We start from the raw sequence: 15,441 nt of genomic DNA on the forward strand, positions 1-15,441 counted from the left end.
CCGCCGCCCCGGCGATGGTGCGTGGCGACGAGGAGCGGGACAGGATGCAGCAGCGCAAGCGCGCGAAGGCGCCGAGCATGGTCGACGTGGCGCACGCGGCGGGCGTGGGGCTCGTCACCGTCAGCCGTGTCCTCAACGATCCCGACGTGGTCAGCGAGGAGACGCGCCAACGCGTGCAGGAGGCCATCGACCGGCTCGGCTACCGGCGCAACGACCTGGCCCGCGCGCTGAAGAGCGGGCGGTCGACGACCATCGGCGTCGTCATCGCCGGTTCCGAGGTCTTCGAGCTGTCCTCGATCCTGCGCGGTGTCGACGGTGCCGCGCAGGCCGCGGGGTACTGGGTGAGCCTGGCGAGCTGGCAGCACGGTGCGATCGCGCGCCTGTCCGAGCTCGTGGACCGGTTGGCCGACCAGGCGGTCGAGGGTGTCGCGATCGTGGCGGACCACCCGCTCGAGCCGGCCGTCGTCGAGCGCATGGCAGCTCGCCTGCCCGTCACCGTGGTCCGGTCCGGTGACCTCGACCTGCCGTCCGTCAGCTCGGTCGAGATCGACCAGCGGGTGGGCGCACGGCTGGCCACGCAGCACCTGCTCGACCAGGGCCACCGCCGGGTCGTGCACCTCACCGGACGTCTCGACGCGTTCGACGCGCAGGCCCGGCAGAGCGGCTGGGCCGACACCATGCGCGACGCCGGCCTCCCGGAGGACCAGCTGGAGGGCGACTTCACCGCGGCGAGCGGCTACCGGCTCACGCAGGAGGTGCTGAGCCGCGCCGATCGGCCGACGGCCCTGTTCGTGGGCAACGACCTCATGGCGGTGGGCGTGCTCGCGGCGCTCGCGCAGGCCGGCGTCGACGTGCCGGGGGACATGTCCGTGGTGGGCTTCGACGACATGGCAGGGGCGGACTTCCTGGTCCCGGCGCTGACGACCGTGCGGCAGGACTTCGTGACGCTCGGACGCACGTCGATCGAGTCGCTCGTCGCGCTCATCGGCGGGCACCAGCCGGAGCACCACCTGATCCCGCCGTCGCTCGTCGTCCGGGCCAGCTCGGGGCCGGTCGCGCCGGGCGCCTGACCCTCGTCCGCCCGGACGCCGGTCGCGCCCGCCTGGCGGTGCCGGGCACGTCTCCCTGAGGCGCGCCCGGTCAGTGGCTGTGCGGCACGCCCAGCTCGTGCAGGCGTTCGTGCTCCTCGCGCGCGGCCAGCCGGGCGGCGACGCGTGCCGCGACGTCCTCGCGACGCAGCGGCGGCACCGTGCTGGGCGGGTTGCGGCGCTCGGGCAGGTCGGCGAGCGCCTGGGCGGTCGCGGCCGTCACCGCGGCGACCGCGGCGTCGAACGCCTCGCGGGTCGTGTCGGTGACCTTGGTGATGCCCGTGACCTTGCGGACGTACTGCACGGCGGCGGCCTCGATCTCGTCAGCCGTGGCGGGCGGCTCGAGCCCTCGCAGGGTGGTGATGTTGCGGCACATGGCTCGACGCTACGCGGGCAGGAGAAATCACGTTGACTCCGGCATTGACGGTGGCAACGTTTCCAGTGCATGCTGACCCCCGTCCGGAGGCACGCACCGAAGCTGCCTCCGCCGTCCGTCAAGGGAGACAGGATGCACACCCCGGTACGCACGACCCCGGTCGGTGCCCCTCAGCAGGACGGCCGGTCGTGACCGCGGTCCAGGTGCGCGCACCCCACGCAGCACCCGAGAGCACGCCGCCGATCACCGGCCCCAGGCCGAGCAACCCGCCACGACGCAAGTCCATGGTGATGCTCCTGTGCATCGCGCCGTTCCTGGTGCTGATCTTCCTGTTCTCGTACTTCCCGCTGTTCGGCTGGGTCTACTCGCTGTACGACTACAAGCCCGCGCTCGGCCTGTCCGGGAGCGAGTTCGTCGGCCTGCAGTGGTTCCAGATGCTCGTCAGCTCCCCGACGCAGCTCGCGCAGATCGGCCAGGTGCTGCTCAACACCCTGGCGATCAGCTTCCTCGGTATCGCCGCCTCGGTGCTCCCGCTGGGATTCGCGGTGATGCTGAACGAGGTCAAGGCGCCCTGGTTCAAGAACGCCGTGCAGACCCTCACCACGCTGCCCAACTTCATCTCCTGGGTGCTGGTGTACGTCATCGCGTTCTCGCTGTTCTCCTCGAGCGGCCTCGTCAACGACGTGCTCGTCGACTCCGGTCTCGTGACGGCGCCCCTGAAGTTCCTCGACAGCGACCAGCACGTGTGGCTCTCGATGGCCGCCTGGAGCGTGTGGAAGACCCTCGGGTGGGGCGCGATCATCTACCTCGCCGCGATCTCGGGTATCGACCAGTCGCTGTACGAGTCGGCGCGGATCGACGGCGCCGGACGCTTCCAGCTCATGCGGTACATCACCGTCCCGCAGCTCATGCCGACGTACATCGTCCTGCTGCTGCTCTCGATCGCGAACCTGCTGAACAACGGCATGGAGCAGTACTACGTGTTCCAGAACGCGTTCAACAAAGAGCATCTGCAGGTGCTGGACCTCTACGTCTACAACATCGGCATGACAGGCAACAGCCTCTCGCTCGCCACCGCCGTGGGCATGCTCAAGAGCCTGGTCTCGGTCGCCCTGCTGTTCGCCGTCAACGGGATCGCCAAGCGCGTGCGCGGCGAGTCCATCGTCTGAGGAGGAGCGACCCATGACCACCCTCGTCACCACCGCCAGGCGCGGCACGCGTGCCTCGCGCACCGTCGGCGACGTGCTCTTCACGGCGCTCAACACGGCCGGGTTCGTGCTCGTCGCGCTGATCTGCGCGTACCCGTTCTACTACCTGGTCATCAACTCGATCAGCGCCAACGACGTCTCGGCGCTCGGCAACGTGCGTCTGTGGCCGACCGGGCTGCACCTGGCGAACTTCCGCGAGGTGTTCTCGATCAACGGGCTGTCGACGGCCGCCGCCGTGACGATCGCCCGCACCGTGATCGGCACCTCGGCCACGGTGTTCGCCTCGGCGTTCCTCGGGTTCATGTTCACCCAGGAGCGGATGTGGGGCCGGCTGTTCTGGTACCGCTTCACGGTCACCACGATGTACTTCAGCGCGGGCCTGATCCCGGTCTTCATCGTCATGAAGAACCTGGGCCTGACGAACAACTTCCTGGTCTACATCCTGCCGCTCGTGGTGCAGCCGTTCTTCATCATCCTCGTGAAGACGTACGTGGAAGGGCTCCCACGGGAGATGCAGGAGGCGGCCGAGGTCGACGGCGCGAACATCGTGCAGGTCTTCTTCCGGATCTACCTGCCGAGCATGACGCCGATCCTCGCCACGGTCGCGATCTTCGCCGCGGTCGCGCAGTGGAACTCGTTCCAGGACACGTTGATCTACGTCACCGACCAGTCGCTCTACACGCTGCAGTACCTGCTCTACATGTTCATCAACCAGGCCAGCAGCCTCGCGCAGGCGGCTCAGAACGCCGACGGCAACATCGGCCTGGTCGCCTCGGCGGCCACGACGCAGACGCCGACGTCGATCCGCATGACCGTGTCGGTGATCGTCGTGCTGCCGATCATCTTCATCTACCCCCTGTTCCAGCGTTTCTTCGTGAAGGGCATCATGCTCGGCGCCGTCAAGGGCTGACGTCGCAGAACCCCCGGAAAGGACAGCAATGAAGCTTGTCAGAAAGATGCCGGTCGTCGCCGTCGCCGTCGTGGCCGCGACGATGCTCGCCGGATGCACAGGTTCCGAGCCAGACGCCGAGGCGAAGGTCGTCACCGAGTTCCCCGAGGAGTGGTCGGAGCCGATCACGATCGACGTGTTCGACAGCCTCGCGAACTACATGGGCGTCCAGGAGGGCTGGTTCGCCAAGATCGTCGAGGACAAGTTCAACATGAAGCTCAACATCATCGCGCCGAACGTGGCCGGTGGTGGAGACACCCTCTACAACACGCGCGTCTCGGCGGGTGACCTGGGCGACCTCATCATCGTCGACCGCGGCACCAAGCTCGACGAGCTCGTCGAGGGTGGTCTGGCGGCCGACATGACGCCGTACTACGGCGCCATGACGAACGTCGCGGCGTACGACACCGCGGTGCAGCACGCGAACGAGAGCCTGGGCGGCCTGTACGGCATCCCGACCTCGGTGTCGTCGATCAAGCCGACCGAGCCGTCCGAGGGCATCGACCCCACGTTCGGGCCGTTCGTGCGGTGGGACCTGTACGCCGACCAGGGCTACCCCGAGCTGGGCACGCTCGAGGACCTGCTCCCCGTCCTGAAGAAGATGCAGGACGCCAACCCCACGGCCGACAACGGCGAGCCCGTCTACGCCCTCTCCCTGTTCAAGGACTGGGACGGCAACATGATGGTCACCGCCAAGCAGCCGGCGTGCTTCTACGGCTACGACGAGCTCGGTTTCGTCCTGGCGAAGGCTGACGGGTCGGACTACCAGAGCCTGCTCGACAGCGACTCGGAGTACATCCGCAGCCTGAAGTTCTACTTCGACGCCAACCAGATGGGCCTGGTCGACCCGGAGTCCACCACGCAGAACTACGACACCCTGTTCTCGAAGTTCCAGAACGGTCAGGTGCTGTTCTCCTGGTGGCCGTGGCTGGGCCAGACCGCCTTCAACACGGCGGAGAACACGGCCGCGGGCAAGGGCTTCGAGCTCGTCCCGATCGACGACCAGGAGATCTTCTCCTACGGTGCCGAGGCCTACGGGGCCAAGACCGAGATGGTCATCGGCTCGCAGGCCGAGGACCCGGAGCGCATCGCCGCGTTCATCGACTGGCTGTACTCCGCAGAGGGTGTCTACGCCAACGCCAACCAGACGGCCGGCACGGCCGGTCCGGAGGGCCTGACGTGGGAGCTCAACGCCTCGAACGAGCCGGAGCTGACCGAGCTGGGCCAGCAGATGGCCCTCGAGGGTGACGCCGCGGTTCCTGAGGAGTGGGGTGGCGGCGAGTACGTCGCGGGTGCCTCCGCGCTCAACACGACGACCGTCGTCGCAGCGGACGTCGACCCGGCCACCGGGTTCTCGTTCAACTACAAGACGTGGCCGACGTACCAGGCGCTGGTCCAGACCCCGCTGAGTGAGGACTGGTCGGCCCACATGGACGGCGCGACGACCACGATGGAGTACCTGCGGTCCAACGACCAGCTGCTCGTGGCCCCCGGTGCGAGCTTCGCGGCGCCGGCGGACTCCTCCGAGATCGAGGCGCTCCGCAACCAGGTCAAGGCGATCATCGTCCAGTACTCGTGGCAGATGGTCTTCGCCAAGGACGAGGCCGAGTTCAACTCGCTGCTCAGCGAGATGCAGACGCAGGCCTCCGGTCTGGGCTACGACAAGGTGCTCGAGTTCGACATGACGAACGCCCAGGCGCAGGACGACGCGCGGAAGGCAGTCGCAGCCGAGCTCGGCTGATCTGAACGACGACGCCCTCGTCGACGGAGGACCTGGTCCTTCGCGGCGGGGGCGTCGCCGTGCCCGGGGGTGTCTCGTTCCGGATCCCAGCGCCCCGCGGTAGGCGTGCGCCGCGGGGCCGCGAGGCGGCTCAGCCCTCGGAGGGGCGCAGCTCCTCGATCCGCTCGCGGGAAGGCAAAGAACGTCCAGCGGTGACGTCGGCCAGCTCCTGGTCGATCTGCGCGCCGGGCACGCCGGCCATGGTGAGGAACACCCGGTACCAGGCGAGCGTGGACGGGTCGTCGTCGCCGTCCTCGAGGTCGTCGAGGACCTCCTCGGGGGCGTCGTCCGGCCAGTGCGCCCACTGCCCGTACGCCTGGAGCGCCGCGTCGGCCTGGCGCTGCCGCGCGGGGTCGGCGGTGCGCATGCTGTTCAGCTGGGCCAGGGCGGTGAGCAGCCCCGCGCGTGAGGCGTCCGCCTGCCGCAGGGCGGGCGCGAGGTGCTCGGCGCGGTCGAGCAGGGCGATCCGCCAGGTCGGGTCGAGGTCGTCGTGGACGGCCTCGAGGATCTCGGTGATGGCCTCGGCGAGTGCGTCGGGGGCACCGCCGGCGGCCTCGAGGAGGACGGGTCCGATCTGGTCGAAGGGTTCGCCGCGGGTGTAGGCGTCGCGCAGAGCAGCCGCTGCCTCGGCGGGATCGGCCGGGGCCGGCCGGGCTGACGCGCGAGCCGGGGCGGCGGGTGCGGGGGCCGAGGTGACCGGTGGGCCAGAGGTCGGTCGGCGGGCGGCCTTGTTGCGGGTCGGGCCGTACTTGATGACCTTGAGGCCGTTCTTGAGGACCTTGTAGGCCTCGGGCTTGGTCGTGTAGAGCGGTGCGTCGTAGATGATCGCGGTGGCTGCGCACAGCAGGTCGGTGCGGTCGAGCTCCGTGGAGTAGTGCAGCCGTACGTCGCTGACGATCTGGGCGTACATGCGCAGCACCAGGTGGTCGACCGGCACGGGGATGCTGCGGTCCCACGGGCGGTAACCGCGTTCGGGGAACAGTTCTCCGGACTGCTCGCGTTCGCCGAGCATGACGGCCATCTCGATGGCCAGGGCCGCGCTGACGAACAAGGCGTCGTCCGGGGCGAAGAGCGCGGGGTCCACTCCGGCCAGGATCACCGACAGATCGACCGTCACGACGCGCGCCGTCTCCACGTCCACCGGTACCGGGGCCGGCAGGCCATGACCGGGCTGCCTCTGCCCGCGGAGCACGATCGGCATCCCGTTGGGTGCGCGCCGCACACCGAGCGCCTCACCGGCCGTCGGGTCGGCCAGGGCCGGGTAGCTGAGGAACTGACCAGACGGGACCGACACGACCGCGCAGGGCGCGCCGGCCTCGTCGAGCACCGTCATGGACTGGGAACCGACGGTCGGCGGAGCGGGTCGGTCGAGCATCCGGTCGGCCCCGGCGCGGGAGCCCACCGCGTTGCCGGCAGACAGCGGAAGGATCCCGGGACCGCTCTGGGGGCGGGCGAGTCCCGCGCGGAGGTAGGCCTGCGGCGCGGGCAGAGCGTCATCGATTCGCACGAATGGCACACGCGGGAGGCTAGCACCAGCCGATAGTGTCCCGACAGGAGTCATGCAACCGCGCAGGGGGAAACGGACATTATGACTAATTCGGCTGTGTTGCGCTGGCTGCGCGGTACTGCGGTGGTGGCGACTCTCGCCCTCATGGCTTCCCTGATCTCGCCCGCGGTGGCAAGCGCGACGCCAACACTGCCGACGGCCCCGTCGAGTGCATCATCGGAGACGCCTCCGGGTGCGGTCTCGACGTGTCCGGAGTTGCCGGAGACCACGAACCAGCCCGGCATGCGCTGCATCAATGGCTCCTGGATCAGGTCTCGCGGCTTCAACACATGCCTGAGCGACGCCTACAAGAAGCTACTCAGTTTCAACGTGTACCTGTCGAACGAGTGCTACGGGGCGAGCTCCAGCAACGACTACTTCGAGAGCATCGCTGAGGCGCGCCTCGTGCGCTGGCTCAACTTCGCTTCGGACCCGAGCGGCACAGGAGTGGTGCACGGCCGGATCCAGTGGGAGATGCGTCTGCCGAGCAAGGTGCTCGAAAAGATGTCGGGATTGTCTGCGGATGGTCTTCGCAATCTCCTCGCCACCGACGCCGGTGCCATCGGCGAAGACGGTGCCCCCCTCAAGACTTTCACGGTCGGCTACCGGCCCGACGTGGCGCTCATCGGCGCCGACACATCTGCGCCGGCGTCGAATGACGTGCAGGTCATCGAGCTGAAGGGCTCCTGGAACGGAGGTGAAGCGGCCGCAGAAGTGCAGACCCTGACGTACGTCATGGCGATGAAGGCCGCTGGCTGGAGCGGGGCCCGGGCAGCGGACTTGACCGGGTACGCGGACAATTTTCGAGTCGTCTACAAGTGCGAATCTGCCAAATCCTCCCACCCCGTGTACGACGAGTATCAGGTGAAGGGGGGAGCGGGCGGCGTCGCTGTGGTCTCGAAGATCGATGACGGTGAGTGCCGCGACGGGGAGAAGCGTACGAAGTACGCCAACAAAACGGAAGTGAAGGAGGAGATTCCAGGGGTGGAGTCAGTGCCGGTCACCGAGCCGACGGTGGCGGGTCGGCCGGTGTCGGAGATGGCCCCCCCGGCGTCGTCATCTGACACCTCGGTAGACGCTTCGGACCCGGTCAACTGGCCCTTGGTCGTAGGGACGGGCGCGGGTGCCACTGCAGGGTCTGCCGCTGTGGTTCGGTATCTTCTGTCGCGCTACCTTGTACCTGCCTTGAATCTTGCTGCCCGCGGCACTCGCGCAGCGGTATTCGAAGACGTTAAGAACGATATCTGCCTCAAGAACGTCAACATATTCACGCAGAAGCCCGGTAGCGGATCTGTGACGCCTGAAGCGCTTACTTGCTTGGAAGTGGCAAACGCTGCTGCCCTAGTCGCGTTTCTCGCTGCTCTCCATATGGATTTGACGCCCGAAGAGCTCCAGAAATTGGGGATGACTGAGGAAGAGTCCGTGGCAGCGGGCCTCGGACAGAGCCCGGCTGCGGTTCGCGCGGATCCGCGCCTTGTGACCCTCGACGGGCTCAACTACGACTTCCACGGCGTCGGCGAGTACACGCTACTTGAGCACGCCATAAGCGGCCTGAACATCCAGATGAGGACCGTGCCAGCAACGAACGACATGTCCAGCGTCGGTTCCCTCGCTGTGCAGACTGGTGATCAGGTGTTCGAGTTTGGGCCAGATGGAAGCGCGCTGCTAGACGGGGTGGCACTGGATCTACCCGAGGGAGCTCTCCTCTACCTGGGCGACGGGACCTTGCTGTCTAAGCACGCTGGCGAGATCCAACTCCTCACCGCCTTCGATGACTACGCCGACCAAGCGCTCATCGGCTGGACGCCGCGCGCGGGTGGTCGGGGAGACTTCCGACTGCGGATCCCCAAGGCGTGGGCGGGGCAGACCACCGGCATGCTGGGCGACTTCGACGGCAACCCGCGAGACGACCTCGTCTCGGCCAACGGAGTGGACGTCACCCCCAGCCTGAACTTCGGCGTCTCCGACACCCTCTATCTCCAGCGTCTGTACGGCGTCTTCGGCGACTCCTGGCGCGTCACCGAGGACTCATCCCTCTTCACGTACCCCGCTGGGAAGGGTCCTGCGAACTACGTGGATCGCTCCTACCCGCGCAGCGTGACGACTCTAGGAAGCCTGTCCGAAGCCGCATACGCCTCGGCACTGGCCGTGTGCACGCAAGCCGGAGTCGCTCCAGGGCTGGGGCTCGACGACTGCATCCTCGACGTCGCGACTTCAGGAGACACCTCCTACGCGACGAGCCTGGCCGGCGCCGACACCTTCGGTGTAAGCCTCGACGACGTCAGCATCGGTGAGGACCCCCTGGAGGTCCGCTTCAGTGGCGACGTCCCGCCCAACTTCTTCCCTGGCCGCATCCGATCCACCGCCCAAGGGCTGAACTTCGCCGGCACCTTTGCGGGTGGCGATCACTACTCCTGGTACCTCAACGACATGCCGGGCCACCGCACAATCGATCTGCGCGCACGGATCGTCACGGCTACACCCATGGCGACGGATGCCCAGGTGGAACTCGTGCTCGGCAGTCAGGTCGTCAAGGGAACGATCGATCCCGCCTCTACCTCTGAGGTCACGCTCGGTGACGGGTCAACCGCATCGGTCGTCGACGTCGCCTTCTCGTCCCCGCACTCTGCCCGCGATGTCGTGGGCCAACTGCGTCTCAAGGGCGGGTCTGATGTCGCCTGGTTCGGTGTTGCCAGCTTGAGCATTGACCTTGAGCGCGTGCCCTTCCAGCTGTTCGACATCCAGCTGGAGTCTGGCCGCGAGTATCACACCGCTACGAATTCGCAGGCCAGCGGCACGGGGGTTCTCGAAGGTGCCGGCTCGTCCGACCGTTACTGCTTCACCCTTGCGGCAGGGTCAGCCGTCGTCTTGGACGCGTCCCGCATCGGCTACCCGGTCGCCTGGACCGTGCGATCTCTCGACGGCAGCTTCGCCTCAAGGTCGGGCCGTCGCGGCGAAGCAGTGCGTCTAGCTGGTATCTCCGGCCCCGCCTGCGTCGACGTGTACGCGGACGGCTCCGCCACACCGTCCTACTGGGCCTACGACCTCGCCCTTGTTCTGGTGCCGGCGGCGCAGTCGTTCGGGTTGGATCTGGCCGATGTCCGCAAGGTCAGTGCGCGGGGGTTGGGTGCGGGGGCGGTGAACCTGGAGACGCGGGCCTCGGTCGATGAGTACCGGTTCACGGTGCCGGCCGGTGGGCAGCGGGTGTTGATGGACTGGACTCAGCCTGTCGGGGCCTCCTCGTCCTCTCACGCCCGGGTGGAGCTGGTGGGTCCTGACGGTCAGGTCGTGTGGTCGGTCGCTGATGTGGCGGCCACCTATCCGACGATGGACAAGTCGTTGCCGGGTGGGGACTACGTGTTCCGGGTCTCGGGGTTGGCGACGTTGCTGTCCGGGACGCTCAGTGGGCCCTATGACTTCACGTTGTATGGGTTCTCCGAGGCGTTGGCGCAGTCCTTCGACGTGGATCTGTCCGTGCCGGGGGTGGAGAAGACCCTGCAGAACACTTCGAGCACTCCGGGTGCCGGGCAGCTGGAGACCACGCTCTCCAGCGACAACTACCGGTTCAGCGTGCCGGCTGACACCTCGGTGGTCTTGACGATGCAACCGGGGGTCTCCGGGCCCGCGACGTTGTTGTGGTCGTTGGCCCGCTCCAGCGGGCAGGTCGTCGACAGCGGTCAGCTGACGGGGTCGACGTCCAAGACCATCCCCGCCCTGTCCGGGGACTACGTCTTGACGATCTCGCGCAACCCGGCCCTGACCAACAGCACCTACTGGTCCTATGCCCAGACCGTGAAGTTCATGGCGGTGCCGGCGGCGCAGTCGTTCGGGTTGGATCTGGCCGATGTCCGCAAGGTCAGTGCGCGGGGGTTGGGTGCGGGGGCGGTGAACCTGGAGACGCGGGCCTCGGTCGATGAGTACCGGTTCACGGTGCCGGCCGGTGGGCAGCGGGTGTTGATGGACTGGACTCAGCCTGTCGGGGCCTCCTCGTCCTCTCACGCCCGGGTGGAGCTGGTGGGTCCTGACGGTCAGGTCGTGTGGTCGGTCGCTGATGTGGCGGCCACCTATCCGACGATGGACAAGTCGTTGCCGGGTGGGGACTACGTGTTCCGGGTCTCGGGGTTGGCGACGTTGCTGTCCGGGACGCTCAGTGGGCCCTATGACTTCACGTTGTATGGGTTCTCCGAGGCGTTGGCGCAGTCCTTCGACGTGGATCTGTCCGTGCCGGGGGTGGAGAAGACCCTGCAGAACACTTCGAGCACTCCGGGTGCCGGGCAGCTGGAGACCACGCTCTCCAGCGACAACTACCGGTTCAGCGTGCCGGCTGACACCTCGGTGGTCTTGACGATGCAACCGGGGGTCTCCGGGCCCGCGACGTTGTTGTGGTCGTTGGCCCGCTCCAGCGGGCAGGTCGTCGACAGCGGTCAGCTGACGGGGTCGACGTCCAAGACCATCCCCGCCCTGTCCGGGGACTACGTCTTGACGATCTCGCGCAACCCGGCCCTGACCAACAGCACCTACTGGTCCTATGCCCAGACCGTGAAGTTCATGGCGGTGCCGGCGGCGCAGTCGTTCGGGTTGGATCTGGCCGATGTCCGCAAGGTCAGTGCGCGGGGGTTGGGTGCGGGGGCGGTGAACCTGGAGACGCGGGCCTCGGTCGATGAGTACCGGTTCACGGTGCCGGCCGGTGGGCAGCGGGTGTTGATGGACTGGACTCAGCCTGTCGGGGCCTCCTCGTCCTCTCACGCCCGGGTGGAGCTGGTGGGTCCTGACGGTCAGGTCGTGTGGTCGGTCGCTGATGTGGCGGCCACCTATCCGACGATGGACAAGTCGTTGCCGGGTGGGGACTACGTGTTCCGGGTCTCGGGGTTGGCGACGTTGCTGTCCGGGACGCTCAGTGGGCCCTATGACTTCACGTTGTATGGGTTCTCCGAGGCGTTGGCGCAGTCCTTCGACGTGGATCTGTCCGTGCCGGGGGTGGAGAAGACCCTGCAGAACACTTCGAGCACTCCGGGTGCCGGGCAGCTGGAGACCACGCTCTCCAGCGACAACTACCGGTTCAGCGTGCCGGCTGACACCTCGGTGGTCTTGACGATGCAACCGGGGGTCTCCGGGCCCGCGACGTTGTTGTGGTCGTTGGCCCGCTCCAGCGGGCAGGTCGTCGACAGCGGTCAGCTGACGGGGTCGACGTCCAAGACCATCCCCGCCCTGTCCGGGGACTACGTCTTGACGATCTCGCGCAACCCGGCCCTGACCAACAGCACCTACTGGTCCTATGCCCAGACCGTGAAGTTCATGGCGGTGCCGGCGGCGCAGTCGTTCGGGTTGGATCTGGCCGATGTCCGCAAGGTCAGTGCGCGGGGGTTGGGTGCGGGGGCGGTGAACCTGGAGACGCGGGCCTCGGTCGATGAGTACCGGTTCACGGTGCCGGCCGGTGGGCAGCGGGTGTTGATGGACTGGACTCAGCCTGTCGGGGCCTCCTCGTCCTCTCACGCCCGGGTGGAGCTGGTGGGTCCTGACGGTCAGGTCGTGTGGTCGGTCGCTGATGTGGCGGCCACCTATCCGACGATGGACAAGTCGTTGCCGGGTGGGGACTACGTGTTCCGGGTCTCGGGGTTGGCGACGTTGCTGTCCGGGACGCTCAGTGGGCCCTATGACTTCACGTTGTATGGGTTCTCCGAGGCGTTGGCGCAGTCCTTCGACGTGGATCTGTCCGTGCCGGGGGTGGAGAAGACCCTGCAGAACACTTCGAGCACTCCGGGTGCCGGGCAGCTGGAGACCACGCTCTCCAGCGACAACTACCGGTTCAGCGTGCCGGCTGACACCTCGGTGGTCTTGACGATGCAACCGGGGGTCTCCGGGCCCGCGACGTTGTTGTGGTCGTTGGCCCGCTCCAGCGGGCAGGTCGTCGACAGCGGTCAGCTGACGGGGTCGACGTCCAAGACCATCCCCGCCCTGTCCGGGGACTACGTCTTGACGATCTCGCGCAACCCGGCCCTGACCAACAGCACCTACTGGTCCTATGCCCAGACCGTGAAGTTCATGGCGGTGCCGGCGGCGCAGTCGTTCGGGTTGGATCTGGCCGATGTCCGCAAGGTCAGTGCGCGGGGGTTGGGTGCGGGGGCGGTGAACCTGGAGACGCGGGCCTCGGTCGATGAGTACCGGTTCACGGTGCCGGCCGGTGGGCAGCGGGTGTTGATGGACTGGACTCAGCCTGTCGGGGCCTCCTCGTCCTCTCACGCCCGGGTGGAGCTGGTGGGTCCTGACGGTCAGGTCGTGTGGTCGGTCGCTGATGTGGCGGCCACCTATCCGACGATGGACAAGTCGTTGCCGGGTGGGGACTACGTGTTCCGGGTCTCGGGGTTGGCGACGTTGCTGTCCGGGACGCTCAGTGGGCCCTATGACTTCACGTTGTATGGGTTCTCCGAGGCGTTGGCGCAGTCCTTCGACGTGGATCTGTCCGTGCCGGGGGTGGAGAAGACCCTGCAGAACACTTCGAGCACTCCGGGTGCCGGGCAGCTGGAGACCACGCTCTCCAGCGACAACTACCGGTTCAGCGTGCCGGCTGACACCTCGGTGGTCTTGACGATGCAACCGGGGGTCTCCGGGCCCGCGACGTTGTTGTGGTCGTTGGCCCGCTCCAGCGGGCAGGTCGTCGACAGCGGTCAGCTGACGGGGTCGACGTCCAAGACCATCCCCGCCCTGTCCGGGGACTACGTCTTGACGATCTCGCGCAACCCGGCCCTGACCAACAGCACCTACTGGTCCTATGCCCAGACCGTGAAGTTCATGGCGGTGCCGGCGGCGCAGTCGTTCGGGTTGGATCTGGCCGATGTCCGCAAGGTCAGTGCGCGGGGGTTGGGTGCGGGGGCGGTGAACCTGGAGACGCGGGCCTCGGTCGATGAGTACCGGTTCACGGTGCCGGCCGGTGGGCAGCGGGTGTTGATGGACTGGACTCAGCCTGTCGGGGCCTCCTCGTCCTCTCACGCCCGGGTGGAGCTGGTGGGTCCTGACGGTCAGGTCGTGTGGTCGGTCGCTGATGTGGCGGCCACCTATCCGACGATGGACAAGTCGTTGCCGGGTGGGGACTACGTGTTCCGGGTCTCGGGGTTGGCGACGTTGCTGTCCGGGACGCTCAGTGGGCCCTATGACTTCACGTTGTATGGGTTCTCCGAGGCGTTGGCGCAGTCCTTCGACGTGGATCTGTCCGTGCCGGGGGTGGAGAAGACCCTGCAGAACACTTCGAGCACTCCGGGTGCCGGGCAGCTGGAGACCACGCTCTCCAGCGACAACTACCGGTTCAGCGTGCCGGCTGACACCTCGGTGGTCTTGACGATGCAACCGGGGGTCTCCGGGCCCGCGACGTTGTTGTGGTCGTTGGCCCGCTCCAGCGGGCAGGTCGTCGACAGCGGTCAGCTGACGGGGTCGACGTCCAAGACCATCCCCGCCCTGTCCGGGGACTACGTCTTGACGATCTCGCGCAACCCGGCCCTGACCAACAGCACCTACTGGTCCTATGCCCAGACCGTGAAGTTCATGGCGGTGCCGGCGGCGCAGTCGTTCGGGTTGGATCTGGCCGATGTCCGCAAGGTCAGTGCGCGGGGGTTGGGTGCGGGGGCGGTGAACCTGGAGACGCGGGCCTCGGTCGATGAGTACCGGTTCACGGTGCCGGCCGGTGGGCAGCGGGTGTTGATGGACTGGACTCAGCCTGTCGGGGCCTCCTCGTCCTCTCACGCCCGGGTGGAGCTGGTGGGTCCTGACGGTCAGGTCGTGTGGTCGGTCGCTGATGTGGCGGCCACCTATCCGACGATGGACAAGTCGTTGCCGGGTGGGGACTACGTGTTCCGGGTCTCGGGGTTGGCGACGTTGCTGTCCGGGACGCTCAGTGGGCCCTATGACTTCACGTTGTATGGGTTCTCCGAGGCGTTGGCGCAGTCCTTCGACGTGGATCTGTCCGTGCCGGGGGTGGAGAAGACCCTGCAGAACACTTCGAGCACTCCGGGTGCCGGGCAGCTGGAGACCACGCTCTCCAGCGACAACTACCGGTTCAGCGTGCCGGCTGACACCTCGGTGGTCTTGACGATGCAACCGGGGGTCTCCGGGCCCGCGACGTTGTTGTGGTCGTTGGCCCGCTCCAGCGGGCAGGTCGTCGACAGCGGTCAGCTGACGGGGTCGACGTCCAAGACCATCCCCGCCCTGTCCGGGGACTACGTCTTGACGATCTCGCGCAACCCGGCCCTGACCAACAGCACCTACTGGTCCTATGCCCAGACCGTGAAGTTCAAGCGCGTCTAGCTGTTGTGGCTGATCGCGCTGGTGGCGCGAGGCGGAGCGAGAGCTGGGTCTGGTTGCAGCATGGAGTGCCCGACCGTGCCGCCGCATCTTCTCGGGTCCGAGCATCGCGGCAATGACGTCCGGCGGCGGCACCGGTCTCGCAGCAGCATCGGCCGCATCGTCCCCGCACGCACCTGTGCCCCGGCCCTCCCGCGTGGAG

Annotated in this window: 7 protein-coding genes; 5 read left to right on the top strand and 2 right to left on the bottom strand. The window is 67.3% G+C overall.

Annotation, left to right across the window (positions count from 1 at the left end; all coding sequences use genetic code 11):
* Positions 1 to 44: 44 nt before the first annotated feature.
* Positions 45 to 1,070, top strand: coding sequence for a LacI family DNA-binding transcriptional regulator (locus tag BKA22_RS08010; RefSeq protein WP_146954857.1), 1,026 nt, complete (start codon positions 45 to 47; stop codon positions 1,068 to 1,070).
* A 70-nt stretch (positions 1,071 to 1,140) separates the two neighbouring features.
* Here BKA22_RS08010 and BKA22_RS08015 read toward each other — a convergent pair whose 3' ends face one another.
* Positions 1,141 to 1,464 (bottom strand): DUF2277 domain-containing protein, encoded by a 324-nt coding sequence (locus BKA22_RS08015; RefSeq protein WP_146954858.1) that lies wholly within the window; start codon positions 1,462 to 1,464, stop codon positions 1,141 to 1,143.
* Positions 1,465 to 1,652: 188 nt separating this feature from the next.
* Between BKA22_RS08015 and BKA22_RS08020 the strand changes: the two genes are divergently transcribed.
* From BKA22_RS08020 to BKA22_RS08030, 3 genes are read left to right on the top strand one after another with little or no spacing between them, the layout of a single operon-like run.
* Positions 1,653 to 2,633, top strand: coding sequence for an ABC transporter permease (locus BKA22_RS08020; RefSeq protein ID WP_223203766.1), 981 nt, complete (start codon positions 1,653 to 1,655; stop codon positions 2,631 to 2,633).
* 13 nt (positions 2,634 to 2,646) lie between these two features.
* Positions 2,647 to 3,582: a carbohydrate ABC transporter permease gene (locus BKA22_RS08025; RefSeq protein ID WP_146954859.1), complete on the top strand. Its 936-nt coding sequence runs from the start codon at positions 2,647 to 2,649 to the stop codon at positions 3,580 to 3,582.
* 28 nt (positions 3,583 to 3,610) lie between these two features.
* Complete coding sequence (locus tag BKA22_RS08030) at positions 3,611 to 5,362, top strand: type 2 periplasmic-binding domain-containing protein (protein WP_146954860.1); 1,752 nt, start codon at positions 3,611 to 3,613, stop codon at positions 5,360 to 5,362.
* A gap of 130 nt (positions 5,363 to 5,492) precedes the next feature.
* Here the strand turns inward: BKA22_RS08030 and BKA22_RS08035 are convergent, their stop codons facing one another.
* Entirely contained in the window at positions 5,493 to 6,917 is a 1,425-nt protein-coding gene (locus BKA22_RS08035; RefSeq protein WP_146954861.1) for a PIN domain-containing protein, read from the bottom strand.
* A gap of 135 nt (positions 6,918 to 7,052) precedes the next feature.
* On the opposite strand from BKA22_RS08035, the gene BKA22_RS08040 reads away from it, so the two are divergent.
* Positions 7,053 to 15,242 carry a VWD domain-containing protein gene (locus tag BKA22_RS08040; protein ID WP_179561693.1) on the top strand — a complete coding sequence of 2,730 codons (8,190 nt, stop codon included), beginning with the start codon at positions 7,053 to 7,055 and terminating at the stop codon, positions 15,240 to 15,242.
* Positions 15,243 to 15,441: the final 199 nt, after the last annotated feature.

It is taken from the genome of Cellulomonas soli, from assembly GCF_013409305.1.
In the GTDB taxonomy this organism is placed as follows: Bacteria; Actinomycetota; Actinomycetes; order Actinomycetales; family Cellulomonadaceae; genus Cellulomonas; species Cellulomonas soli.